At 70.6% G+C, this 23,211-nt stretch carries 23 protein-coding genes; 8 read left to right on the top strand and 15 right to left on the bottom strand.

Features of this window, described 5'->3' with window-relative positions; all coding sequences use genetic code 11:
• Positions 1-3: 3 nt before the first annotated feature.
• From FFK22_RS22860 to FFK22_RS22850, 3 genes are all read right to left on the bottom strand, one after another.
• Positions 4-828 carry a carbohydrate ABC transporter permease gene (locus FFK22_RS22860; RefSeq protein WP_138890035.1) on the bottom strand — a complete coding sequence of 275 codons (825 nt, stop codon included), beginning with the start codon at positions 826-828 and terminating at the stop codon, positions 4-6.
• Position 829: 1 nt separating this feature from the next.
• On the bottom strand, positions 830-1,744 hold the full coding sequence (locus tag FFK22_RS22855; protein WP_221938784.1) for a carbohydrate ABC transporter permease: 915 nt from the start codon (positions 1,742-1,744) through the stop codon (positions 830-832).
• Positions 1,745-1,889: 145 nt separating this feature from the next.
• Positions 1,890-3,248, bottom strand: a complete 1,359-nt coding sequence (locus tag FFK22_RS22850) for an extracellular solute-binding protein (RefSeq protein WP_138890034.1) — start codon at positions 3,246-3,248, stop codon at positions 1,890-1,892.
• A 240-nt stretch (positions 3,249-3,488) separates the two neighbouring features.
• Here FFK22_RS22850 and FFK22_RS22845 point away from each other — a divergent pair, with 240 nt between their 5' ends.
• Both FFK22_RS22845 and FFK22_RS22840 read left to right on the top strand, forming a co-directional pair.
• Positions 3,489-4,529, top strand: a complete 1,041-nt coding sequence (locus FFK22_RS22845) for a LacI family DNA-binding transcriptional regulator (protein WP_221938783.1) — start codon at positions 3,489-3,491, stop codon at positions 4,527-4,529.
• Between the two features lie 26 nt (positions 4,530-4,555).
• On the top strand, positions 4,556-6,514 hold the full coding sequence (locus tag FFK22_RS22840; RefSeq protein WP_138890033.1) for a DUF5054 domain-containing protein: 1,959 nt from the start codon (positions 4,556-4,558) through the stop codon (positions 6,512-6,514).
• Between the two features lie 7 nt (positions 6,515-6,521).
• Here the strand turns inward: FFK22_RS22840 and FFK22_RS22835 are convergent, their stop codons facing one another.
• Complete coding sequence (locus tag FFK22_RS22835) at positions 6,522-6,740, bottom strand: DUF1127 domain-containing protein (RefSeq protein WP_186002599.1); 219 nt, start codon at positions 6,738-6,740, stop codon at positions 6,522-6,524.
• A 16-nt stretch (positions 6,741-6,756) separates the two neighbouring features.
• Here FFK22_RS22835 and FFK22_RS43120 point away from each other — a divergent pair, with 16 nt between their 5' ends.
• Together FFK22_RS43120 and FFK22_RS22830 are read left to right on the top strand one after the other, a co-directional pair.
• Positions 6,757-6,900 (top strand): hypothetical protein, encoded by a 144-nt coding sequence (locus FFK22_RS43120; protein WP_186002598.1) that lies wholly within the window; start codon positions 6,757-6,759, stop codon positions 6,898-6,900.
• Positions 6,897-7,325, top strand: a complete 429-nt coding sequence (locus FFK22_RS22830; RefSeq protein ID WP_138890031.1) for a GFA family protein — start codon at positions 6,897-6,899, stop codon at positions 7,323-7,325. Before FFK22_RS43120 ends, FFK22_RS22830 begins: the two co-directional genes overlap by 4 nt.
• Position 7,326: 1 nt before the next feature.
• Here FFK22_RS22830 and FFK22_RS22825 read toward each other — a convergent pair whose 3' ends face one another.
• Entirely contained in the window at positions 7,327-7,749 is a 423-nt protein-coding gene (locus FFK22_RS22825) for a DUF2000 domain-containing protein (RefSeq protein WP_138890030.1), read from the bottom strand.
• A gap of 128 nt (positions 7,750-7,877) precedes the next feature.
• Here FFK22_RS22825 and FFK22_RS22820 point away from each other — a divergent pair, with 128 nt between their 5' ends.
• Entirely contained in the window at positions 7,878-8,342 is a 465-nt protein-coding gene (locus FFK22_RS22820; RefSeq protein WP_138890029.1) for an Lrp/AsnC family transcriptional regulator, read from the top strand.
• 58 nt (positions 8,343-8,400) lie between these two features.
• On the opposite strand, the gene FFK22_RS22815 is transcribed toward FFK22_RS22820, so the two are convergent.
• On the bottom strand, positions 8,401-8,970 hold the full coding sequence (locus tag FFK22_RS22815) for a bifunctional precorrin-2 dehydrogenase/sirohydrochlorin ferrochelatase (RefSeq protein WP_138890028.1): 570 nt from the start codon (positions 8,968-8,970) through the stop codon (positions 8,401-8,403).
• On the bottom strand, positions 8,970-10,688 hold the full coding sequence (locus FFK22_RS22810) for an NADPH-dependent assimilatory sulfite reductase hemoprotein subunit (RefSeq protein WP_138890027.1): 1,719 nt from the start codon (positions 10,686-10,688) through the stop codon (positions 8,970-8,972). Before FFK22_RS22810 ends, FFK22_RS22815 begins: the two co-directional genes overlap by 1 nt.
• 123 nt (positions 10,689-10,811) lie before the next feature.
• On the opposite strand from FFK22_RS22810, the gene FFK22_RS22805 reads away from it, so the two are divergent.
• Genes FFK22_RS22805 through cysC form a run of 3 tightly spaced genes read left to right on the top strand, consistent with a single transcriptional unit; the run spans position 10,812 to position 14,232 of the window.
• A complete protein-coding gene (locus tag FFK22_RS22805) occupies positions 10,812-11,537 on the top strand; it encodes a phosphoadenylyl-sulfate reductase (protein WP_138890026.1) in 726 nt (241 codons plus the stop codon).
• Positions 11,538-11,540: 3 nt separating this feature from the next.
• Positions 11,541-12,335, top strand: coding sequence for a sulfate adenylyltransferase subunit CysD (cysD, locus tag FFK22_RS22800; RefSeq protein WP_138890025.1), 795 nt, complete (start codon positions 11,541-11,543; stop codon positions 12,333-12,335).
• A gap of 1 nt (position 12,336) precedes the next feature.
• The gene (gene cysC, locus FFK22_RS22795; RefSeq protein WP_138890024.1) at positions 12,337-14,232 is read left to right on the top strand and encodes an adenylyl-sulfate kinase; all 1,896 of its coding nucleotides are present in this window, start codon (positions 12,337-12,339) and stop codon (positions 14,230-14,232) included.
• Positions 14,233-14,353: 121 nt separating this feature from the next.
• Here cysC and FFK22_RS22790 read toward each other — a convergent pair whose 3' ends face one another.
• The 8 genes from FFK22_RS22790 to FFK22_RS43115 form a co-directional block, all read right to left on the bottom strand.
• Positions 14,354-14,635, bottom strand: coding sequence for a type II toxin-antitoxin system RelE/ParE family toxin (locus FFK22_RS22790; RefSeq protein ID WP_138890023.1), 282 nt, complete (start codon positions 14,633-14,635; stop codon positions 14,354-14,356).
• Positions 14,610-14,813 (bottom strand): stability determinant, encoded by a 204-nt coding sequence (locus FFK22_RS22785; protein WP_138890022.1) that lies wholly within the window; start codon positions 14,811-14,813, stop codon positions 14,610-14,612. Before FFK22_RS22785 ends, FFK22_RS22790 begins: the two co-directional genes overlap by 26 nt.
• A 46-nt stretch (positions 14,814-14,859) precedes the next feature.
• Positions 14,860-15,120 carry a TfoX/Sxy family protein gene (locus tag FFK22_RS22780; RefSeq protein WP_138890021.1) on the bottom strand — a complete coding sequence of 87 codons (261 nt, stop codon included), beginning with the start codon at positions 15,118-15,120 and terminating at the stop codon, positions 14,860-14,862.
• A complete protein-coding gene (gene trpS, locus FFK22_RS22775) occupies positions 15,117-16,118 on the bottom strand; it encodes a tryptophan--tRNA ligase (RefSeq protein ID WP_138890020.1) in 1,002 nt (333 codons plus the stop codon). The genes FFK22_RS22780 and trpS overlap by 4 nt, the downstream gene beginning before the upstream one ends.
• Before the next feature lie 61 nt (positions 16,119-16,179).
• Positions 16,180-17,730: a murein biosynthesis integral membrane protein MurJ gene (gene murJ, locus FFK22_RS22770; protein WP_138890019.1), complete on the bottom strand. Its 1,551-nt coding sequence runs from the start codon at positions 17,728-17,730 to the stop codon at positions 16,180-16,182.
• Between the two features lie 50 nt (positions 17,731-17,780).
• Positions 17,781-21,032 (bottom strand): error-prone DNA polymerase, encoded by a 3,252-nt coding sequence (locus FFK22_RS22765; protein WP_306770154.1) that lies wholly within the window; start codon positions 21,030-21,032, stop codon positions 17,781-17,783.
• Between the two features lie 163 nt (positions 21,033-21,195).
• Positions 21,196-22,731 (bottom strand): DNA polymerase Y family protein, encoded by a 1,536-nt coding sequence (locus FFK22_RS22760; protein WP_138890016.1) that lies wholly within the window; start codon positions 22,729-22,731, stop codon positions 21,196-21,198.
• A partial coding sequence (locus FFK22_RS43115) for an ImuA family protein (protein WP_186002597.1) occupies positions 22,646-23,211 on the bottom strand: 566 nt, incomplete at its 5' end. The genes FFK22_RS22760 and FFK22_RS43115, both read right to left, overlap by 86 nt.

Raw genomic sequence — 23,211 nt, 5'->3', positions numbered from 1 at the left:
CGCTCAAGATTTGATGCCGCCGAAGAAGCGGAAGCCGAACTTCCAGCTGACGAAGAGGTACAGGGCCACCACCGGCGCAGAATAGACCACGGCATAGGCGGAGAGCAGGGTGACCACCGGCGTCCCGGCCTCGGAATAGTAGGAGTAGATCGCCAGCGCCGCCGGCATCCGGGATTCGCTGCGCAGCAGGACGAAGGGGATCAGGAAGCTGCCCCAGATCTGCACGAAGGCCCAGACGGCGACGACCACGACGCCGGGGCGGATCACCGGCAGGGCGACGTCGAAGAAGGCGCGCAGCGGCGAGGCGCCGGAGACCAGCGCCGATTCCTCATAGGTCCGCGGCAGCCCGTCGATGAAGTCGCGCAGGATGAACATCGCGGTCGGCAAGAGGCCGCCGGCGAAGACCAGGATCACCGCGATGTGGGTGTCGACCAGGCCGATGGCGCTGACGATCAGGAAGATCGGCACCATGGCGGCGGAGCCGGAGACGACCGAGGAGAACAGCAGCAGCAGATAGGTGATGGCGCCCTTGCCCGGCACCGGCGCGCGCGACATGGCATAGGCCGCCAGCGTCGCCGCCGCGGTCACCAGGGCGACTCCGCCGACGCTCTGGATCAGGCTGTTCAAGAGCGCCCGCATGGCGAAGCCGTTCTCGAACGCCTTGGCGAAGTTGCCGAGGGTGAACGGGTCCGGCACCGCCAAGCCCAGTTCCGCCCGGGCGTTGAACGGCGCCAGCAGGAACCAGAGGAGCGGCAGGGCGAAGACCAGGCCGATCAGCGCCGCCAGGCCGGCGAACAGGATGCGGAGGAGGACGGGGCGCAGCGGCATGTCAATGCTCCGCCGCGGCCCGGCGGCGCCGCGCCAGGCCGAGATAGACCAGCGCGAAGGCCAGGTTGATCAGCATGATGACGACGCCGACCGCCGCGCCGCGGCCGAATTCGAAATGCTTGAAGGCCAGCTGGTAGGTGTAGATCGACAGGATCTCGGTGCGGAAGGACGGGCCGCCGCCGGTCAGCAGGAATGGCGTGAACACGTTGAAGGTCCACATCGTCACCAGGATCAGGTCGGTGACGACATGGCCGCGGATCAGCGGCAGGGCGATGTCCCGCAGCTTCTGCCAGGACGAGGCGCCGACGACGTTCGCGGTCTCGAAATAGCTCGGCGGGATCGACTGCAGCGCCGAGGAGAACAGCATCATCGAGAAGGCGGTGCCGCGCCAGGTGTTGAACACGACGATGGCCAGGAACGGCATCTCCAGGAGCCAGTCCGGCCGGGGCAGGCCGAGAGCGCCGAGGATGCCGTTCAGCGTGCCGGCGTCGCGGTCGAGATAGGCGAACCAGGCGAAGCCGATCACCACCTCCGGCAGGATCCAGGCCGCCACCACCGCCGCCTGCACCGCGGCCTTCAGCGCCGGCGGGACATTCTGCAGCAGCCAGGCCAGCAGCAGGCCCAGCAGGGCCTGGCCGATCAGGGCGGAGAGCAGCACGAACTGGACGGTCAGGATCAGCGAGGCGCCGAACTCTCCCGGCGCGAAGAAGGACCCGCCGTCGAACAGCGAGGTGTAGTTCTGCAGCCCGACGAAATCCGGGTGCAGCGCGGTGCGGCCCAAGAGGGTGCGGTTGGTGAAGCTGACCGCGATGATCCAGAAGAACGGCACGACGACGAACAGCCCGACCAGCACCCCGGCCGGCACCATGAAGGCGGCCCCGGTGCGGGCGGAGAGCAGGGTGGGGCGTCTCTCCACTATTCTCCCCTCGCGGGGTCAGGGCATCCGGATGTCGCCTTCTTTGACTTTAAAAAGCTCGTTTCACCGATGTGTGAAGCGGGCAGCCTGCAAGGGGAGGGGGAGGTCATCAGCCTTGCAGGCACATCAAGCCCCGGCCCCATCCTCAGCCCTTGCTGACGGTGTTGGCCTCGCCGACGATCTTCTTCACGGCGGCGCCGTAGCGGGCCATCGCTTCCTCCGGCGTGGCGGTGCCGGAGACCACGGCCTCGGTCATGCGCTGCAGCTCGGCCGAGACCTTGTCGTAGTTCGGGTCGTTCGGCCGCGCCGTGGTGATCGGCATCAGCGCCTTGGCGGTGTCCTGCAGGAAGGCGGAGTTCGGCACCGGCACGTCGTCGCGGATGCGGATCCGCTCCTCGAAGCCCTGATAGGCGGCCAGCGCCGTCTGGCTGTTCATGAAGGCCAGCAGCGCCCAGGCCTCCTTCGGGTGCTGCGTGTTCGGGTTCAGCACGAAGCCGGTGCCGCCGGAGATGGTGACGAAGTCGCGGCCGTCCAGCCCGCGGCCCGCGGCCTCGGCCGGGATCTTGGCCCAGCCCATGGTCTTGTCGCGGTCGGCGACGGCGAACTCGCTGCCCGGCGCGGTGACCGAGCGGTAGAACCAGTCGCCCTCGACCAGCATCGCCGTCTTGCCGTCGCGGAAATTGGCGAAGCTGCGGTTGCGGCCGTCGGCCAGCAGCTGGGCCCGCTGGTCGCCCAGCTTCTCGTCGACATAGATGGTCTTGTACAGCGTCAGCGCCGCCAGGATCGCCGGGCTGCCGGTGATCCACTTGCCATCCTTGTCCTGCAGCGCCTCGCCGGCGCCGAGCAGCAGCGGGTAGTAGCCCTGCATGGTGGTGGCCTCGCCCATCGAGACCCCGGCATTGATCTGCAGCGGGAAGCTGTCCGGATCGGCCTTCTTCAGGGCGCGGGCGGTGGCCAGCAGCTCGTCCCAGCTGGCCGGCTGCCAGCCCTCGGCCTTCAGCCCGGCTTTCTCGAACACGTCGCGGCGGTAGAAGATGACGCGGACATCGGTGCCCTCGGCGAGGCCGAAGCGCTTGCCCTGGTAGGACATCAACGCCTGGGCGCCGGCCGAGATGTGCGGCCAGCCGTCCCAGCCGTCGACCTCGGAGCCGGCGATCTCGTCGAGCGGCTTCAACAGGCCGCCTTCGACGAAGCTGGGGATCAGGAAGCCGTCGAAGCTGGAGACGTCGGCCCCGGCGCCGGTGGAGAAGTCGAGCGCCAGCTGCTGCGTCAGCTGCTCGTCGGTGCCGCCGAAGCTCTTCAGCGTCACGGTGTTGCCGGCGCCGGCCGGGGACTTGGCGAATTCCGGGATGACCCAGGTCTTGATCCAGGTCGCCAGCTCGGTGTTCACGCCGCCCTCGACGCAGCGGCAGACGATCGACAGGTCGGCGGCCTGGGCCGGCGCGCCCCAGGACAGGGTCGCGAGCAGGCCGGCGGCGAGAATCCCCAGGCGATGTGCGGTCATGCGCTCTTGTCCTCCCCAAGGCGGCGCATCCTTCAGGCGGGATGCGGCTTCGCCCAAAAGTGAACACGCTTTCAGTTCTCCGTCAATCGCGATCGTTCTGGATCCCGGATGTCGCTGATGCTCCGCCCGGGAATCGATAGAATGCAAGGAATCCTGCCAGATTTCCACGGAACCACGCTTGACAGCCCAAGTCCGCCTGCTCAGTGTGGCTGAAAGCGATTTCAGTTTGTTGAGGGGCCGGTGGCACGAGAGGACCAGAGACAATCCATCGCCGAGATCGTGGCGGACCGGGCCAAGGTCTCTCGCGCGGCGGTGTCCCGGGCGTTCAACCCGAAGGCGCCGCTCAGGGCCGACAAGCGCGAGCTGGTGCTGCGCATCGCCGAGGAGATGAACTACGTCCCCAACATGGCCGGCCGGGCGCTGGCGACGCAGCGGTCGCATCTGGTCGGCGTGATCGTGCCGCATGTCTGCAGCCCCTGGGAGAGCCTCGAGATCGACGCGCTGACCACGGCGCTGCAGGCGCGTGGCTTCGCTACCCTGCTGTTCAAGACCCAGGTCGACCGCAGCCTGGACCCGAAGCTGCTGTCCTATATGCGGGCCTACAACCCGGACAGCGTGGTGGTGTTCACCGAGAACGTGCCGCCCGACCAGCTGCACCGCGCCTTCGACCAGGCGGTGCCGGTCTATGTCGACTATCCGAACGAGGCGACCGACCCCGGGCCGCTCCCGGAATCGGGGATGCACCGGTTCGACTGCCTGCGGGTGCTGCAGCGTGACGGCATCGAGCAGGCGGTGGCGCTGCTGTCCGGCTTCGGCCGGCGGCGCTTCGCCTATCTGGCCGGCAACCCGAAGGCCCAGGCCAACACGGCGCGGCTGCGCACGCTGCAGCAGGTGCTGGCGGCGCGCGGCCTGCCGCCGGCCGCGGTGGTGGAGGGCGATTTCAGCTACCAGCGCGGCCATGACGCCACCATCGAGCTGTTCCGCGGCGGGCCGGGGGCTGAGGCGGTGTTCGCCGCCAACGACGTCAGCGCCTTCGGTGCGCTCGATGCCCTGCGCCATGCCCTGGGCCTGCGGGTGCCGGAAGAGGTCAGCGTCGTCGGCTTCGACGACATCGACCAGGCCGCCTGGCGCAGCTACGACCTCACGACCATCAAGATCGATGTCGAGGAGCGGGTGGCCGCGCTGGTGCGGCTGATCCTGCAGCGCCTGCAGCACCGCGCCGCCCCGCCGCTGGTCGAGACGATCCGCACCAAGCTGGTCGTCCGCAGCACCGTGGGTTGACCCATCACGCCATCATGGATGAGACGATGACCGGCCGGACGATCCACCTCGTCTTCAAGACGCATCTCGACATCGGCTTCACCCAGCTGGCCGAGGCGGTGCGGCGGGAATATCACGAGGTGTTCATCCCGCGCGCGATCGACACCGGCGAGCATTTCTTCGCCGAGGACCCGGCGCAGCGCATGTTCGTCTGGACCACCGGGGCCTGGCTGATCTGGGACCATCTCGAGACCCAGCCGCGCGACAAGGTGCGGCGGCTGGAGCGGGCGATCGAGCGCGGGCTGATCCGCTGGCACGGCCTGCCCTTCACCACCCACACCGAGCTGATGTCGCCGGCGCTGTTCCGCGCCGGGCTGTCCTATGCGCAGGAGTTGGACCGGCGCTTCGGCACCAGCACCATCGCCGCCAAGATGACCGACGTGCCGGGCCACCCGCTGGGCATCGTGCCGATCCTGGCCGAAGCCGGCATCCGCTTCCTGCATATCGGCGTCAACTCGGCCTCGACCCTGCCCGAGGTGCCGCCGCTGTTCCGCTGGCGCGCGCCGTCGGGCGAGGAGGTGCTGGTGGCGTATCAGAGCAGCTACGGCGCCACCTTCTTCCCCGAGGGCATGGACCAGGGGCTGAGCTTCGCCCACACCTCGGACAATGTCGGGCCGCAGGGCATCTCGGCGGCGGCGGAATGCCATCGCGAAATCCGGGCGGCGAATCCGGGCGCCGCGGTCCGGGCCTCGACCCTGGACGATTTCGCCGCCGGGGTCTGGCCGCAGCGCGAGCGCTTCCCGGTGGTCGACCGCGAGATCGGCGACAGCTGGATCCATGGCAGCGCCAGCGATCCGGAGAAGACCGCCCGGTTCCTGGCGCTGCAGCGGGTCTATGACCGGTTCGCGGAGCAGGGGCTGGATGCCGGCCGCCTGGCCTTCGGCCGGCGCTTGGCGATGGTCGCCGAGCACACCTGCGGCGTCGACGTGAAGACCTTCCTGCGCGATGAGGCGGCCTGGGATCGGCCGGAGTTCGAGGCGGCCCGGCAGCGCGACCCGCGTTTCCGCTTCACCGAGAGCTCCTGGGCCGAGCAGCGCGGCTATCTCGACGCAGCCCTGGAGGCGCTGGCTCCAGCAGACCGGCCGGCGGCGGACCAGGCGCTGGCGGAGCTGCGGCCGGGCGAACCCGTCGAAGGGGACATGCCGGCGGCCGGACTCGTCGAGGTTCGGGCCGGCGACTGGCGGCTGGGCGTCGACGGCACGACCGGGGCCGTGACCGCGCTGACCGCGCCGGATGGCCGTGGGCTGGAGGGGATCGGCGGCAGCCTGATCGCCTATGGCTATGAGAGCTACGACGCCGCCGATGTCGCCGCCCATATGCAGTTCTATCTGACCCAGCGGCTGGAATGGGCGCTGCTCGACCACGGCAAGCCGGGGCTGGAGCGGGCCCGGACTGCGCGTTCCGCCGTCTGGCGGCCGCGCCTGGCTGGGCTGGCGCAGGACGAATCGGGTGCGTCGCTGCTGCTGGATCTGCCCGAAGAGGCCCATGAAGTGTTCGGCGCGCCGCGGCGGGCGGAGCTGCGGATCGTGGCGGCGGAAGACGGGCTCGACCTCATCCTGGTGCTGCGCGACAAGCCGGCGAACCGGATGCCGGAGGCGAGTTTCCTCGGCTTCACCCCGGCCGGGGTCGAGGGCTGGGACTTCCGCAAGATGGGGCTGTGGCAGCCGGCCGACCGCATCACGCCGAAGGGCGGCGGCCAGCTGCAGGCCGTGTCCGGCCTCCGCGGCCGGCTGGCGGATGGCGGCATCGGCCTGCTGCAATCGCTCGACGCGCCGCTGGCGGCGCCGGTGGCCTCGCCCTTCATGCCCTTCGCCCCCGGCCTGCCGGATGTCTCCGGCGGCGTGCGGATCAACCTGCACAACAACAAATGGGGCACCAACTTTCCGATGTGGTGCGAGGGCACGCTGCAGTTCCGCTTCCGGCTGCGATTGACGACCGGCGGCTGAGGCTCTGTCACTGCGGGGTGCGGTAGCCGTCGTGCACGGCGTGCCTGACCTGATCACGGCGGATGCCCATATCGGCGAGCAGGTGGTCGCTGAGCGCCAGCAGCTTCGCCGCGTCCCGCCGGATCCGCAGCCGATGCCGGACCCAGGCGATGCCGCCGGTCATCGTCCAGATTGCCGGCCGGATGGTCGGTGCCCGGGACTCGCGGGGTGAAACGATCATGGTCATCTCGGATCTCCCTTGGATGCTGATCCTCAAGCTGCCCTGGTCGGGCGGGGGATCGCTGTCACCGGCGTCACACAGGTCCAAGATCGATTTTCGCGTGGCCGAGAAGGCAGGCATCATGGCGGGCCTGCCTTTGTCGCCGCTTCAGGAGGATGAGCCATGAGCGCCTCAACGGCCGGACTATCCCGCACCGGCGGCTGCCAATGCGGCCAGGTCCGCTACGAGCTCACCGGCCCGCCGCTCGGCCTGTATGTCTGCCACTGCCGCGAATGCCGGAAGCAGTCGGCCTCGGCCTTCGGGATCTCGGCGTTCTTCCGCAGCGCCGACCTCCGCCTGCTCGGCGGCACGCCCAGCCGCTGGTCGCGGCCAACGAAATCCGGGTGGACGATCGTCTCCTCCTTCTGCCCGGACTGTGGGTCCCGCCTCTGGGACGGCGACAAGGACCGGGAGGACGAGGTCTGCATCAAGGGCGGCTCGCTCGACGCGCCGCTGGACCTCGGCGACGCCGTCCATATCTGGACCAGCCGGGCCTTGCCCGGCGTGATCATCCCCGAGCACGCCCGGCGCTGGCCGGAGGATCCGGAGTAGGCTAGCGCAGCAGCTTGAGCGAGCCGGTCAGCGACTTCACCCATTTCGCCGGACCGGCGAGGCCCAGCCCGTCGATCGCCTCCTCGCCCAGGTCGCGGCCGGGGAAGGCGGCCTCGTAGTCGGCATAGGCGTGCAGCGACCGGGCGAAGGCCGGGAAGGGGACGACCGCCCGCTCGCTCTCGTCCGGCCGGGCCAGCGCCTTCAGCAGCAGCGCGCGGATCGCCTCCGCATCGGCCTGCAGCACCGGCACCGGCTGGTTCGAGCTGATGTCGATGGTGCGGTCGTGGCGGTCGGTCAGCTGCCGCGCCGCCAGGGCCGGCAGCCGGGCCCCGAGGCCGATGGCGATGGCGCCGGCGGTGTTGGCGATCAGCCCGAGCGGCAGGTCGGGGTTCACGACGATGGCGAGGCGGAGATCTTGAGTCATGGCGGCTTTCGCGGATGCTGTCTGCAGGCAGGATACCGCCGGCCGGCTGGTCGATCCTGCCTATCCTTGCGCCGTCTGCGAAGATCTTTGGTAGGGTCTACCCAGAATCATTTTCCACAAGGTAGATCATGCTCGAACCGGTCGATCTCCGCATCCTGGCCGCCCTGCAGCAGGACAGCCGGCTGACCAACCAGGCGCTGTCAGCCGAGGTCGGGCTGTCGACCTCGCCCTGCTGGCGCCGGGTCCGCCAGCTGGAGGAGGACGGCGTCATCCAGGGCTATGCGGCGCTGCTGGACCGGCGGCGGATCGGCCTCGGCGTGCTCGCCTTCATCCGGGTCAGGATCGACAGCCACAGCGAGGCGGAGGCGGAGGAGTTCTCGGAGAGCGTCCGGCAGCTGCCGGAGGTGGTCGCCTGCTACAGCATCGCCGGCGATTCGGATTTTTTGCTGCAGGTCGTCGCCCCCGACCTCGACAGCTATGCCGACTTCGCCATGGCGGTGGTGCGCCGCCTGCCCGGGATCAAGGAGATGCAGACGATGTTCGTGCTGAAGGAGATCAAGCCGTTCAGGGGCTTCCCGCTCGACAAAGCCTGAGGCCGACCGGGACGAAAGATCGTCGCCGCGAATGCAGCGAAGCGCACCGTCTGACCGCTCAAGCTCCCGGCCGGCCGAGCCAGCCTTCGCCGTCGATCATGGCGTCGACCGCGTGGGAAATCTCGGCCGGGCCTTTGCCCTGGGCGCGCAGCTCGGAGCGCAGCAGGCCGAGCCGGGCCAGGCGGGCGCCCCAGTCGCGGTGGATCAGACGCTCGGCGGCGCGGCGCAGCCGGCCGGCCAGGCGCGGGCTCTGGCCGCCGGTCGAGATCGCCACCACCAGGTCGCCGCGGCGGACGATCGCCGGCAGGTGGAAGTCGCACAGCGCCGTGCGGTCCTCGACGTTCACGAGCAGGCCCAGGCGGCGGGCCAGCAGGGCGAGGTCGGCTGCGCGGCCCTCGTCCAGGTCGGCCACCAGCAGCAGACGCTGGGCGCCGAGATCGGCCGCGCCGGGCAGGCGGCGCCGCAGCCGGTCGCCGGCGGCGAGCACGAGATCCGGCGACGGCGCGTCGGAGAATACGGTAACGGTGAAGCCGGCCTCGTCCAGCTGGGCCAGGCGATGCACCGTCTTGTCGCCGATGCCGACCAGGGCGACCGGCACGGCCTCTGGGCACAGCGCGATCGGCAGCATCAGAGCGCCTTCCCGCCGGGCAGCAGCGTGGCCAGCTTGTCCATGCCCTGGCGGTGGCACCAGTCGCCGAAGCCCTCGCCCGGCAGCCGCTCCTGCGCGAAGGCGCCGAGCAGCGGGTCCAGCGTGTCGGCGATCGCCGCCTCCGGCACCTTCTCGGTCAGCTTGGCGTTCAGCCGGGTGCCTTCGAAATCGCCGCCGACGAACAGGGCGAAGGTGCCGGGGGTGCGGCCGACCAGGCCGATGTCGCCGGCATAGGGGCGGGCGCAGCCATTCGGGCAGCCGGTGATGCGGATGCTGATCCGCTCCTCGATCAGCCCGTGCTTGCGCAGCGCGACCTCGATCGAATCGACCAGCGGCTCGCGGATGCGCTCGGCCTCGGACAGGGCCAGGCCGCAGGTCGGCAGGGCCGGGCAGGCCAGGGTCCAGCGGCGGACGGCGGTCAGGTCCTCGGCGAAGACCACGCCGTGGGCGCGCAGATGGGCCTCGATTTCGTCGCGCTCCGAAGGCGCGATGTCGGCGATCAGGATGTCCTGCTGCGGCGTCAGCACCGCCGGCTTGGCCCAGTTCTCGAACAGGGCGCGCAGCGCGGTGCGCAGCCGCACCTTCGGGCCGTCCTCGATCCGGCCGCTGGCCACCGGCAGGCCGAGCCAGAAGCGGCCGTCGCCCTGCTCATGCCAGCCGAGATGGTCGGGCACCTGGAACGGCGCATGCGGCAGCGGGTCGGCCAGGACCCGGCCGAACTGGCGCTCCAGCTCCTTGCGGGTCCAGTCCAGCCCCATGTCGTCGAGCACGTATTTCAGCCGGGCGCGCTTGCGGTCGGTGCGGTTGCCGTGGTCGCGGTACAGGCGGATCACCGCCTCGGCGCCCTGCAGCAGCTCGCCCGGGCCGACCGAGGCGATCGGCGACGCCATGCGGGCATGGGTGCCGGCCTTGGTGTGGGTCAGCCCCTGGCCGCCGCCGAGATTGAGGTTGTAGCCGACCAGGTGGTCGCCCTCGAACACCGAGAGGATGCCGAGATCCTGGGTCAGCAGGTCGATCGAGTTGTCCTCGGGCGTGGCGAGGCCGATCTTGAACTTCCGCGGCAGGTAGGTGGCGCCGTACAGCGGCTCGTCGACCGATTCGGCCGGCGCCTGGCTCTCCTCGTCGAGGAACAGCTCGTAATAGGCCCGGCTCTTCGGCAGCAGCCGCGTCGACAGGAAACGGGCATCCGCCTCCAGCCGCGCATGCACCGCGTCGCGGATCGGCGCCGGGGTGGTCATGACGTTGCGCACCACGTCGCCGCAGGCCGACATGGTGGTCAGCATCGAGTGGTTGATGTCGGCGATCGTCGCCTTCAGGTTTCCCTTCAGAACGCCGTGGAATTGGATTCCCTGGCGCGTGGTAATCCGCAGCGTTCCGTTGGAATACCTGTCGGCGATGGCGTCGAGCGCCAGGTACTGCTCGGCCGTCAGCCGCCCGCCCGGGATGCGGGCGCGGACCATGAACTGGTATTCCTTCTCCAGCCCCTGCTTTTTCCGCGGCGTCGCGGTGTCGCGGTCGTACTGCTCATAACTGCCATGGAATTTCAGCAGGTTATAGCTTTCCTCGGTGACCGAGGGACCGGGGGTGAGGAGGTCGGCGGCGATGCCGCCGCGCAGGAATCGGCTCTGTTCCTTCACGCCTTCGACGGCGGAAAGCTTCGGCGGGGCCGCGGGGGCGGCGGGGTGTTCGGCGGACATCGGCGGCGGCGTTCTATCCACAATTGATGGTTGACATTAGTCTCGGGATTCACACACAGTCAACCAGCAAATGTGCTCCATTTTACAGGAAAACTGGAGAAATTTGCCGACCATGAGCACTCTATGTCCGCTGCCGCCACTGTTGTCCAGGAGCTGATCGCCGCCGAATTCGACGGGCTGGACGGGCATGCGCTGATCGAAAAGGTGCTGGCGGATCCACGGCTCGGGCCGGTCGCCCTGGTATCGTCCTTCGGCACCGAATCGGCGGTGCTGCTGGCCCTGGCCGCCGAGGTCGCGCCGGCCGTGCCGGTCATCTTCCTCGACACGCTGCGACATTTCGGCGAGACTCTGCGCTACCGCGACCGTCTGGTCGCGCAGCTCGGACTCGAGGATGTACGCTCGGTCAGGCCCGACCCCGACGAAATCGCCCGACGAGACCCCGATCTGCTGCTGTTCCAGCGTGACCCCGACGCCTGCTGCGCGCTGCGCAAGGTGGAGCCGCTGGAACGGGCCCTGTCGGGCTTCGGCGGCTGGATCACCGGCCGCAAGCGCTTCCAGGCGCTCACCCGTGCCGACCTGCCGGCGGTCGAATGGGCGGCCGACGAGGGCCGCTTCAAGATCAACCCGCTGGCCGGCTGGTCACCCGACCGGATCGCCGCGGAATTCGAGGCCCGGGGCCTGCAGCATCATCCGCTGGAGGCCGACGGCTTCCTGTCGATCGGCTGCATGCCCTGTACCGAGCGGGTGGCGCAAGGCGCAGACCCGCGCTCCGGCCGCTGGTCTGGCCAAGACAAGACCGAATGCGGTATCCACCGCCCCGCCGATCCCTCCCCAGTCACGTTCCTTTAGGCCATGAATCATCTCGACGAACTCGAAGCGGAGAGCATCACCATCCTCCGCGAGGCCTTCGCCCGCATCGATCGGCTGGCGATGCTGTGGTCCATCGGCAAGGACTCCACCCTGATCCTGTGGCTGCTGCGCAAGGCGTTCTTCGGCCATGTGCCGTTCCCGCTGGTCCAGCTCGAGACCCATATGGAGCTGCCGGAGGTCTATGAGTTCCGCGACCGGCTGGTGCGCGAGTGGAAGCTGCCGCTGATCGTCGAGGACTGCCCGCCGGAGGAGCTGATGGACCAGACCCTGGCGCCCGGCGGCCGGGCGGCGGCGCGCAAGACCGAGGGGCTGAAGGCGGTGATCCAGCGCGAGGGCTTCGAGGGCATCATCGTCGGCATCCGCCGCGACGAGCAGGGGACGCGGGCGAAGGAGCGGGTGTTCAGCCCGCGCAGCTTCGAGGGCGCCTGGGATGTGTCCGACCAGCCGGCCGAGTTCTGGGGCCAATACAAGACCCGGTTCGAGCCCGGCACCCATGTCCGGATCCACCCGATCCTGAAATGGACCGAGATCGACGTCTGGCGCTACACCCAGCGCGAGGGCATCCCGATCGTGCCGCTGTACCTGGCCAGGGACGGGCTGCGTTACCGCTCGCTGGGCGAGAAGAACATCACCCTGCCGGTGGCCAGCGACGCCGATTCGATCGAGGCGATCATCGCCGAGCTCGAGACCACCAAGGTCTCCGAGCGCGCCGGCCGCATCATCGACAACGAGACCGAGGACGGCTTTGAGCGCCTCCGCAGTGCGGGATACATGTAAGATGGACGGCATCGTCGCCCTGCACCCCGCGCTGGCCGCGGCCCGCACCCTGCGCGTCGTCATCGCCGGCCATGTCGACCACGGCAAGTCGACCCTGATCGGCCGCCTGCTGCACGACACCGGCGCGCTCGGCCCCGAACGCGTCACGGCGGTCGAGGCGATGAGCAAGAAGCGCGGCATGCCGTTCGAATGGTCGTTCCTGATCGACGCGCTGCAGTCGGAGCGCGACCAGGGCATCACCATCGACACGGCCGAGGTGCAGTTCCGCACCCCGCGCCGGCGCTATGTGCTGATCGACGCGCCGGGCCATGCCGAGTTCCTGAAGAACATGGTCTCCGGCGCCGCCGGGGCCGACGCGGCGCTGCTGCTGGTCGATGCCCGCGAGGGCACGCTGGAGCAGTCGCGCCGCCACGCCCTGATCCTCGGCCTGCTCGGCATCACCCAGGTGGTGGTGGCGATCAATAAAATGGACCTGGTGGAGTACGACCAGGCCCGGTTCCAGGCGGTGACCGACGAGATCTCGGCCTATCTCAGCAGCGTCGGCATCACCCCCGCGGTGGTGGTGCCGCTGGCCGCGCGGCATGGCGAGAACATCGCCACCCGCTCGGCCTTGATGCCCTGGCATGACGGGCCGTCTCTGGTCGAGGCGCTGGACGGGCTGGAGGCGGCGCCGTCGGCAGTCGACCAGCCGCTGCGCCTGCCGGTGCAGGACGTCTACAAATTCGACGAGCGCCGCATCGTCTCCGGCCGGATCGAGAGCGGCGGGCTGGCGGTCGGCCAGACCCTGCGCTTCGCCCCCTCCGGCAAGGTCGCGCGCATCGCCTCGATCGAGAGCTGGCCGGCGGCGGAGATTACCTCGGCCAAGGCCGGTCAGGCGGTCGGGCTGACGCTCGACCCGCCGGTCTTCGTCGAGCGCGGCCAGATCGCGACCCTGGTCGAGCAGGCGCCGGAAACCTCGACCCGGCTGAAGCTGCGGCTGTTCTGGCTGGCGCGCGAGCCGCTGCGCCCCGGCGCCCGGCTGACGCTGCGCCTGGCCGCCGCCGAGCACACGGTGACGGTGGAGCGCATCGCCCATGTGGTCGAGGTGCACACGCTGGAGACCCGGACGGCCGAGCTGGTGCGGCGCAACGAGACCGCGGAGATCGAGGTGGTCGGCCGCACCGCCATCGCCTTCGACCGCCATGCCGACCTGCCGGGCACCGGTCGCGGCGTGCTGGTCGATGGCTACGACGTGGTGGGCGGCGTCACCATCCTCGACGCGACGGGCGACAGCCGCCTGCTGTTCCCGACCGAGCGGCGGGTTGATGCCGCGGCCCGGCGCCTGGCCAACGGCCATGCCGGCGGCGTGGTCTGGCTGACCGGCCTGTCCGGCGCCGGCAAGTCGACTTTGGCGACGGCGCTGGAGTCGCGGCTGTTCGCCCGTGGCTGGCAGGCCACGGTGCTGGACGGCGATTCGCTGCGCACCGGCCTGGGCCGCGATCTCGGCTTCTCGACCGAGGACCGGGCCGAGAATGTCCGCCGCGCGGCCGAGGTGGCGCGGCTGTTCGCCGAGGCCGGGCTGATCGCGATCGTGGCGCTGATCTCGCCGGAGCGCTGGCACCGCGCCTTGGCCGGCGACGTGATTGGCGACGGCTTCCGCGAGATCTTCGTCAAGGCCGACCTGGCGATCTGCGAGCAGCGCGACCCCAAGGGCCTCTACGCCAAGGCGCGCCGCGGCGAGATCCAGGGCTTCACCGGCGTCTCGGCGCCTTACGAGGAGCCGGAGACGCCGGACCTGACGATCGACACCGGCGCCATGCCGCGCGACGCCGCGATCGACCTGCTGGAATCCTTCGCCATCACCAGCTTCGCCGGCTCGGCCAAGCGGGCGGGGGAGGATGCGGATCCGTCGATTTGAGGTAGGGCTGACCTCCCCATTCTGTCATGCCCGGGCTTGACCCGGGCATCCAAGAGCGTCGACATCCTCTGGATTGCGGGTCGAGCCGGGCAATGACAGGTGGATGGTGTTCGAGGCGGCCTCAGCCTGGCGGGTAGGCTTGCCGTGCGTGGAGGACGCTCATGATATCGATGACGGACGGGCCGACCCGATAGACGATGATGTAGTTCGGGTGGATCACCCCCTCGCGCGTTCCGGCAACGCGTCCCGGTCGATACAGGTAAGGATGCTCGGAAAGCCGCTCCGCCGTCTCGGCGGAGATGGCCAGCAATCGGTCTGCGGCAGCGGGATTGCGTTCGGCGATGTAGCCGAGAATCTGCTCGAGATCGGCGAAAGACTCAGCGCTCCAGCTTACGGGCAGCATGGGCGCGACGCTTCTCCTCGATCAGCGCGCGCAGGCGTGCCATCGCCTCGTCGTGAGGAACGGAAGGCTGCGTGCTGGCCAGGGCCGCTTCCACCTTGGCCCGGAACCAGCGGTCATAGGCCTCGGCCTCTTCGACCGTGGCGAACTCGGACTCGATCGGGGACAGGGCTCGGCTCATGCCCTCAATATAGGGACTTTCCGGCCCGGTGGCCACCGGGCCGACCTCACTCCACCCCGGCATCCTTGCGCAGCAAAGCGCGCAGCTCCTGCGGCAGCGAGGCCCAGTGCTGGTTGGTCAGGGCGCCGTGCAGCGCGTAGAGGGCGTTGACCGTGATCAGCTCCGGCTGCGCCGCCTTCAGCCGCTGCCAGGCCTCGATCGGGCCGATCGCGCGCAGCTCGGCCTCGGTGGTGATGCCGACGGCGGCCAGCCACTCGGCGGTCTTGGGCCCCAGATTGGGCAGGGCTGCGATCGGACGCTCCCTCACGGCCGCAGCAGCCCCATGATGTCCTGCGTCTCGGCCAGCACCGGCGCCGCGATGGCGGCGGCCTTCTCGCCGCCCCGGCGCAGCACCGCATCGACATGGCCGGGATCGGCCATCAGCCGGCGCATCTCGCCGCCGATCGGTGCCAGCACCGTGACCGCGATGTCGGTCAGGGCGCCCTTGAAGGTCGAGAACGGCGCGCCGCCGAACTCGGCCAGCACCGCGTCGACGTCCTTGTTGGCCAAAGCGCCATAGATGGCGACCAGGTTCTCGGCTTCCGGCCGGCTCGCCAGCCCGGCCGCCTCGGTCGGCAGCGGCTCGGGGTCGGTCTTGGCGCGGCGGAACTTCAGCGCGATGGTGTCGGCGTCGTCGGTCATGTTGATGCGGCTGTAGTCGGACTCGTCCGACTTGCTCATCTTCTTCGACCCGTCGCGCAGGCTCATCACCCGGGTGGCAGACCCCAGGATCTGCGGCTCCGGCAGCGGGAAGAAGTCGACGCCGTAGCGCTGGTTGAAGGACTGGGCGATGTCGCGGGTCAGCTCCAGATGCTGCTTCTGGTCCTCGCCGACCGGCACATGCGTGCCCTTGTACAAGAGGATGTCCGCCGCCATCAGCACGGGATAGGCCAGGAGGCCGTGCATCGCCGTGTCCTGCTGCTTGCCGGCCTTGTCCTTGAACTGGGTCATGCGGCGCAGCCAGCCCAGCGGGGTGACGCAGGAGAACAGCCAGGCCAGCTCGCTGTGGCCGGGCACCTGGCTCTGCGCGAACAGGATGCTGCGCTCCGGGTCGATGCCGACGGCCAGCAATGTCGCGGTCAGCTCGCGGATATGGGCCCGCAGCTCGGCCGGATCCTGCGGCTGGGTCAGGGCATGCAGGTCGACGACGCAGTAGATGGTCTCGAACTCGTCCCCCTGCAGCGCCACCCAGTTCCGCACCGCGCCGAGATAGTTGCCGAGATGCATGTTGTGGGTGGGCTGGATGCCCGAGAAGATGCGCTTCATGTCCGCCGGTGCCGCAGAGGGATGGGGAGGCTCGGTTTATGGCCGGGCCGGTGCGGGCGGGTCAACGGTGTAGATTCGGGGCCGCCTGATGCCCGCGGCGACGGAACTTGGCCAGCTCGCCGCGATCGACCGCGCCCAGCAGCAGGCAGAGGACGGCGTAAAGCGCGATGCCGCCGGCGATCAGCGCGGCCAGCGCCGCGATGCCGGTCGCCGCCGTGCCCTGCCGGGCCGGCAGCAGCCCGGCCGCCATGCCCAGCGCCGCCAGCAGGATCCGGCCGCCGCGCCGGCGCAGCCCGGCATCGATCGGCAGGGCGCCGCGGTGGCGCAGCGACCAGGCCAGCAGCCCGGCATTGGCCCAGGCCGAGACGGCGGTGGCCAGCGCGATGCCGACATGGCCCAGCGGCCGCATCAGCAGTAGGGCGCCGGCGACGGCGAGGACCGTGGCGGCCAGGGCGGTGCGCATCGGCGTCGCCGTGTCCTGCCGGGCGAAGCACAGGGTCGAGAACACCCGGATCAAGATATAGGCCGGGATGCCGGCGGCGTAGGCGGCGAGCGCCCCGGCCACCGCCACCGTCTGCTCCGGCCCGAAGGCGCCGCGCTCGAGCAACCCATGCACGATCGGCCCGGCCAGCAGGACCAGCCCGGCGGCGGCGGGCAAGCCCAGCAGCAGCCCGTATTCGATCGCCCGGCTCTGGGTCGCCGCGACCTCCTGCGTGCTGTCGGCGACCAGCAGGCGGGTCAGAGTGGGCAGCAGGGCGGTGCCGAGCGCGATGCCGACGATGCCGAGCGGCAGCTGGGTCAGCCGGTCGGCGTAGTAGAGGGCGCTGACCGCGCCGGCCGGCAGAAAGCTGGCGATCAGCGTGTTCAGCGCCATCTGGATCTGGGTGATGCCGGTGCCGATCGCGCCCGGCCCCATCAGCACCACCAGCCGGCGCAGCCGCGGCCCGATCCGCGGCGGCATCAGCCGCACCGGCACGCCGTGGCGGCGGCAGGCCAGCGCCAGCCAGGCCAGCTGGACGATGCCGGACAGGGTGACGCCGATCGCCAGCGCCCGGCCGGGCGACCCGGCCAGATGCGTGCCGAACAGCAGTGCCGCGATCAGCACCAGGTTGAACAGGATCGGCGCCGCGGCGAAGGGGGCCAGCTTCTCCTGCGCGTTCAGGATGCCGCCGAGCAGGGCCGAGACCGACATCAGCAGCAGGTAGGGGAAGGCGAGGCGGGCATAGTCCAGCGCCAGGGCCTTGCGCACCGGGTCGGCGACGAAGCCGGGGGCGATCACCGCCAGGATCGCGGGCATGGCCAAGAGCGCCAGCAGGGTCAGCGGGATCAGCACCGCCAGCAGGGCGGCCAGCACCTCGCCGGCGAAGGCCAGCGCCGCGGCCGGGCCGCGCTCGCCGCGCTCGGCGGCGTATTGCGGCACGAAGGTGACCATGAAGGCGCCGTCGCCGAACAGACGCCGGGCCAGATTGGGCAGCTTGACTGCAATCACGAAGGCGTCGGCCATCGGCCCCGCGCCCAGCAGCGAGGCGGTCAGCATATCGCGGGCGAATCCGGCGATCCGGCTGACGGCCGTCAACCCTCCGACCGTCGCCATGCCGCGCAGCAGGGACATGGCCGAGCTTTAGCCGGGATTTGCGGCGGCGGGAAGGCTGGCGGCAGGGTCTATTTGAAGTCGCGGCTGCGCAGCGTCACCCGGTGGCCGCGGCTGGGATCGGCGCGGGGTCGGGCCTGGTGGCCGGGGTCGAGCATCACCTGGTCGGTGCCGCGGGCCAGCACCGGCAGCTGGTCGGTCCAGTCGACGAAGCGCTCGGCCACCACATGGATTACCTGGTGCTCGCCCTCGCCCACCTTCTGCACCCGGCCCTCGCAGGCCAGCAGGCGGCCGGCATAGACGGCGCGGCGATACTGCTCCGACACCTGCGACCAGACCACGATGTTGGCGGCGCCGCTCTCATCCTCGACGGTGACGAAGATGGTGCCGTTGGAGGTCTGCGGCCGCTGCCGGAACAGCACGATGCCGGCGACGCGGATGCGGGTGCCGTCACGGGTCCCGTCGTCGCGCAGGCTGCGCGCCGGCACGATGCCCAGCCTGGCGAGCGCCGGGCGCAGCAGCGCCAGCGGATGCCTGGTCAGTGACAGGCCGGTGGTGGCGTAGTCCTCCAGCACCTCCAGCCCCGGCGGCAGCGGCGGCAGCGCCGCCGCTTCCTCCTCAAACAGCGCCAGCTGGGCCGGGCGGGCGGCGAACAGCGGCAGGGCCTCGCCCTCCACCCCGGCCACGGCCCACAGCCCCTGCTGCCGGTCGAGGCCGATCGAGCCGAAGGCGGCGGCCTCGGCCAGGCGGTTCAGGGCACGGGCGGAGACGCCGGCACGGCGGGCCAGCTCGGCCGGCGCGGCGTAGCCGGCGCCGCGGCGCTCGACGATCCGCTTGCCCTCCTCCTCGTTCAGCCCCTTCACCAGGCGCAGACCCAGGCGCACGGCGTGGTCGCGGCCACCGGTCGGCTCCAGCGTGCAGTCCCAATCGCTGCGGTTGACGTCGACCGGGCGCACTTCCACGCCATGCTCGCGCGCGTCGCGCACCAGTTGGGCCGGGGCGTAGAAGCCCATCGGCTGCGAGTTGAGCAGGGCGCAGCAGAACACCTCGGGGTGGTGGTGCTTGACCCAGGCGCTCTCATAGACCAGCAGCGCGAAGGAGGCGGCATGCGCCTCAGGGAAGCCGTAGCTGCCGAAGCCCTTGATCTGGTTGAAGCAGCGCTCGGCGAAGTCGCGCTCATAGCCGTTGGCGACCATGCCCTCGACGAAGCGCTTCTCGTAGGTGTGGATGGTGCCGACATTCTTGAAGGTCGCCATCGCCCGCCGCAGGCTGTCGGCCTCGGCCGGGGTGAATTTGGCGGCGACGATGGCCAGCTTCATGCCCTGTTCCTGGAACAGCGGCACGCCCATGGTCTTCTCCAGCACCTCCTTGAGCTCGTCCTTCGGATAGCTCACCGGCTCGATGCCGTCGCGGCGGCGCAGATAGGGATGCACCATGTCGCCCTGGATTGGGCCGGGGCGGACGATCGCGACCTCGATCACCAGGTCGTAATAGGTCTGCGGCCTCAGCCGCGGCAGCATCGATTGCTGGGCCCGGGATTCGACCTGGAACACGCCGACCGAATCGGCTCGGCTCAGCATGTCGTAGACCGCCTTGTCGGTCGGCCGGCGGCCCAGCTTCGGCCGTTCGGGGAATGTTTCCGGATAGTGCGCGTGCAGCAGGTCGAAGCAGCGGCGCAGGGCGGTCAGCATACCCAGCGCCAGCACGTCGACCTTCAGCATGCCCAGCGCCTCGATGTCGTCCTTGTCCCAGCAGATGACGGTGCGGTCCGCCATCGCCGCGTTCTCGATCGGCACCAGCTCGTCCAGCCGCTTGCGGGCGAAGACGAAGCCGCCGGTGTGCTGGCTGAGATGGCGGGGAAAGCCCATCAGCTCGACCGCCAGCTCCAGCGCCAGGCGCAGCCGGGGATCGGTCGGGTCCAGCCCGGCCTCGCGCACCTGGCCCTCGTCCAGCCCGTTCATGCTCCAGCCCCAGACCGAGCCGGACAGGGCGCCGATCATGTCCTCCGACAGGCCCATCGCCTTGCCGACATCGCGCACCGCGGCCCGGGTGCGGTAGCAGATGACGGTGGCGGTCAGCGCGGCGCGATGGCGGCCGAACTTCCGGTAGATGTGCTGGATCACCTCCTCGCGCCGCTCATGCTCGAAATCGACGTCGATGTCGGGCGGCTCGTGGCGCTGCTCGCTGATGAAGCGCTCGAACAGCAGGTTGACCTCGACCGGGTTGACCGCGGTGATGCCCAGGCAATAGCAGACGACGCTGTTGGCGGCGGAGCCGCGGCCCTGGTTCAGGATCTGCTGGCTGTTGGCGAAGCCGACGATATCGGCCACGGTCAGGAAGAAGGGCGCGTAGTCGCGCCGGCCGATCAGGTCCAGCTCCTTCTCGATCTGGCCGCGCAGCCCGGGCGGCACGCCCGCCGGGTACAGCCTGGCCGCCCCCTCCCAGGCCAGCCGCTCCAGCCGGGCCTGGGCCGGTTCGCCGTCGGGCGTGATCTCCTCGGGGTATTTGTACTTGTCGGCCAACTCGTCCAGGTCGAAGCGGCAGCGCTCGGCGATCTCGACCGTCCGCTCCAGCGCATAGGGATGGTCGCGGAACAGCCGTTCCATCTCCTCGGGGGTCTTCAGGTGCCGCTCGGCATTGGCCTCCAGCCGCCAGCCGGCATCGTCGATGGTGCAGTGCTCTCGGATGCAGGTGAGGGCATCCTGCAGCCGGCGCCGCTGCGGCACGTGGTACAGCACGTCGTTGGTGGCGACCAGCAGGGTCCGGGTGCGCAGGGCCACCTCGCGCAGCGCCTCCAGCCGCCGGGCGTCGTCGCCGCGATAGCGGTGGCTGGCCGCCAGATAGACCCGCTTGCCCATCTCCGCGCGCAGCCGGTCGAGATGCGCGACGAAGCCGTCATCGATGCGGTCGGGCGGCAGCGCCACCAGGATCTGGCCGTCGCTGAACGGCAGCAGGTCCGCCTGGTGCAGCAGGCACTCGCCCTTCTTCGCCCGGCCATTGCCCTGGGTCAGCAGCCGGCACAGGCGGCCATAGGCGTCGATATCGGTCGGGTAGCACAGCAGGCTCGGCGCATCGGCGAAGTCGAGCCGGCAGCCGACGATGTAGGGGATGCGGCTGGCCTTGCGGTGATTCTCGTTGCGATTGGCGGCGACATGGCCGCGCACGATCCCGGCCAGGGAATTGCGGTCGGTCACGGCGATGGCCGACAGGCCCAGCAGGATCGCCGTCTCCACCAGCTCCGCCGGATGCGACCCGCCGCGCAGGAAGGAGAAGTTGGTGGTGACCTGGAGCTCGGCATAGGCGGTCATGGGGATGACCGCCACTGCGCCTGCCCGGAATGAAGATCTGGAACGAAACCGAGATTCCCTTTCCTGTCATGCCCGGGCTTGACCCGGGCATCCAGGGCGGCAAGAGCGGTTCTGGGTGGCCCCTGGATCGCCGGGTCAAGCCCGGCGATGACAGAAAGGGGGCAATCGACGAACGCCATCAGTCGAACATCCCGTGCAGGAACCAGCGGGCGGTCTCGCCTTCGTGGTACAGGCCGGCGCGGTAGACCCAGAAGCGGCGGCCGGTCTCGTCCTCCACCCGGTAATAGTCGCGGATCATGTCGGGCTCGTCCCGGTCCCGCGGCCGGGGCCGGCGCCACCATTCATAGGCGATGCGCTCCGGCCCGTCGGCGCGGCGGATCCGATGGGTCGCACCGGCCCAGCGGAAGCTGCTCGGCGGGTCGTCCGGCACCTGGGCGATCGCCTCGATCGGCTCCGGCCGGCGCAGCAGGCGCAAGGGCCGCACCCAGCCGGGCGGCCAGGGCTTGGCCTGGTCCGGCGCCAGCGGCGGGCGGGCGGCGACGCAGCGTTCGGGCAGGTGGCTCTCCACCGCGGCCGGGCGCCAGATCCGGTCGAAGCCGATGCGGTTGCCGACGATGTCGACGAAGCCGGCCAGATCGCCGATTCCGGCACCCTCGCCCTCCAGCTTGCTCAACCCGGACTGGCGGCCGCCGACCGGCGCCACCCGGTCGGCGCGCAGGGTCGCCACCTCGACCCCGAAGCCGGGATCGACCCGGTCCAGCCGGTCGGCCAGCAGGCGCCCGACCCGGGCTGGGTCGCGCACCGGCAAAGCGGTGCGGATGGCGATGCCCTGGCAGCGGCCGTCGACCCGGTGGAAGGCGGCGGTGAACTGCGCCGCGCCCATCATCCGCGCCTCCAGCCGGGCACAGAGATCGGCGGCCAGCGCAGCGATGGCGCGCTGCAGGTCCTCCGGGGTGCCGATCGGCTCGGCGAAGGCCAGGCGGGCGAACCAGGACGTCGGCGGCCGGCGGAAGCCGACCGTCTCCTCCGCCCGGCCCAGCGCCTGGTCCAGCCGCAGCAGCGGCCCGGCGCCGAAGCGGCGGGCCAGGCCGGGGCGCGGCGCCGCCAGCAGCTCGCCGATCCGGGTCAGGCCGATCCGCTGCAGCGCCGCGACCTCCTCCTCGTCCAGCCGCAGCGCCGCCATGGGCAGCGGGGCCAGGGCCGCGCGCTCGGCGCCGTCGGGCAGGATCCGCCGATCGGATCTGTCGTGATGCGCCAGCGCCCAGGCGGCGCCGAAGCTGCCGGCGACGGCGATGCGGGCCGGCAGGCCCCAGCGCTGCAGCCGTGCGGCCAGGTCGGCCACCAGCCCGTCCTCGCCGCCCCAGAGATGGGCGCAGCCGGTGATGTCGAGCCACAGCCCGTCGGGCGGGCAGGGGGCCGCGGCCGGGCTGTAGCGGCCGGCCCAGCGCACCAGCCGGGCCAGGGCCCGGGCATCGGCGGCGTGGTCGGCCGGGATCAGGGCCAGCCCCGGCAGTACGGCGCGGGCATCGGTCGCCTTCTGCCGCGGCCGGATGCCGGCGGCCCAGCCGCGGTCGTCCACCGCCACCACCTGGCGCCGCTGCTCGACGGTCTCGACGATCGCGACCGGCTCAGCCGGCCAGGCGTCGGGGGGCGTCGACAGTCTCAGTCGCGTGATCGGCCAGTTCGGCAACCACAGCGAGACGATCCGTCCCATCCTCGGTCTCCACGATCCAGCGGCCGGGCAGGCCGCCGCGGCTGTGGGTCAGGTCCAGCGCCCAGCGCGCCGGCCCGACCCAGGCGGCGGTGCCGCCGCTCGGCGCCGGGGCCACGGTCCAGCGCGTCACCGCGGCGCTGGCGCCCGCCCGGACAATGCCGTCGCGTCCGGCCCGCGGTGCGATCGGCCGGCGTTGCAGCAGCAGGGCAGTGGTGCCGTGCGACTCGCAGGCCAACTGCAGCCGCCGCTCAGCCAGCAAGTCGGCACGTGCCGCCTCGGCCAGCACGGCGCCGAATCCACGCGTGCGCAGCGCCTCCTCCACCACCGCCAGCACGCCGGTCTCGTCGCGCGGCCGGACCAGGATCAGCCGGTCAGGATCCAGGCCCAGCGCAGCCAGGGCCGGCGGGTACAGGTCGTCGGCCGTGGCGCACCACAGCACCGGCCCGCGCCGCTGCAGCCGGGCCAGCAGCCGCGCGGCGA

The sequence above is a fragment of the Mycobacterium sp. KBS0706 genome, assembly GCF_005938675.2.
GTDB lineage: Bacteria > Pseudomonadota > Alphaproteobacteria > DSM-16000 > Inquilinaceae > Inquilinus.
This window is presented reverse-complemented; position numbering and strand designations above follow the sequence as displayed.

Bases quoted from the DNA above. Each gene is read 5' to 3' on its own strand.
- FFK22_RS22860 (WP_138890035.1), bottom strand. From the start codon at position 828: ATGCCGCTGCGCCCCGTCCTCCTCCGCATCCTGTTCGCCGGCCTGGCG.
- FFK22_RS22850 (WP_138890034.1), bottom strand. From the start codon at position 3,248: ATGACCGCACATCGCCTGGGGATTCTCGCCGCCGGCCTGCTCGCGACC.
- FFK22_RS22840 (WP_138890033.1), top strand. From the start codon at position 4,556: ATGACCGGCCGGACGATCCACCTCGTCTTCAAGACGCATCTCGACATC.
- FFK22_RS22835 (WP_186002599.1), bottom strand. From the start codon at position 6,740: ATGACCATGATCGTTTCACCCCGCGAGTCCCGGGCACCGACCATCCGG.
- FFK22_RS43120 (WP_186002598.1), top strand. From the start codon at position 6,757: ATGCTGATCCTCAAGCTGCCCTGGTCGGGCGGGGGATCGCTGTCACCG.
- FFK22_RS22830 (WP_138890031.1), top strand. From the start codon at position 6,897: ATGAGCGCCTCAACGGCCGGACTATCCCGCACCGGCGGCTGCCAATGC.
- FFK22_RS22825 (WP_138890030.1), bottom strand. From the start codon at position 7,749: ATGACTCAAGATCTCCGCCTCGCCATCGTCGTGAACCCCGACCTGCCG.
- FFK22_RS22820 (WP_138890029.1), top strand. From the start codon at position 7,878: ATGCTCGAACCGGTCGATCTCCGCATCCTGGCCGCCCTGCAGCAGGAC.
- FFK22_RS22815 (WP_138890028.1), bottom strand. From the start codon at position 8,970: ATGCTGCCGATCGCGCTGTGCCCAGAGGCCGTGCCGGTCGCCCTGGTC.
- FFK22_RS22810 (WP_138890027.1), bottom strand. From the start codon at position 10,688: ATGTCCGCCGAACACCCCGCCGCCCCCGCGGCCCCGCCGAAGCTTTCC.
- FFK22_RS22805 (WP_138890026.1), top strand. From the start codon at position 10,812: ATGTCCGCTGCCGCCACTGTTGTCCAGGAGCTGATCGCCGCCGAATTC.
- cysD (WP_138890025.1), top strand. From the start codon at position 11,541: ATGAATCATCTCGACGAACTCGAAGCGGAGAGCATCACCATCCTCCGC.
- cysC (WP_138890024.1), top strand. From the start codon at position 12,337: ATGGACGGCATCGTCGCCCTGCACCCCGCGCTGGCCGCGGCCCGCACC.
- FFK22_RS22790 (WP_138890023.1), bottom strand. From the start codon at position 14,635: ATGCTGCCCGTAAGCTGGAGCGCTGAGTCTTTCGCCGATCTCGAGCAG.
- FFK22_RS22785 (WP_138890022.1), bottom strand. From the start codon at position 14,813: ATGAGCCGAGCCCTGTCCCCGATCGAGTCCGAGTTCGCCACGGTCGAA.
- trpS (WP_138890020.1), bottom strand. From the start codon at position 16,118: ATGAAGCGCATCTTCTCGGGCATCCAGCCCACCCACAACATGCATCTC.
- murJ (WP_138890019.1), bottom strand. From the start codon at position 17,730: ATGTCCCTGCTGCGCGGCATGGCGACGGTCGGAGGGTTGACGGCCGTC.
- FFK22_RS22760 (WP_138890016.1), bottom strand. From the start codon at position 22,731: ATGGGACGGATCGTCTCGCTGTGGTTGCCGAACTGGCCGATCACGCGA.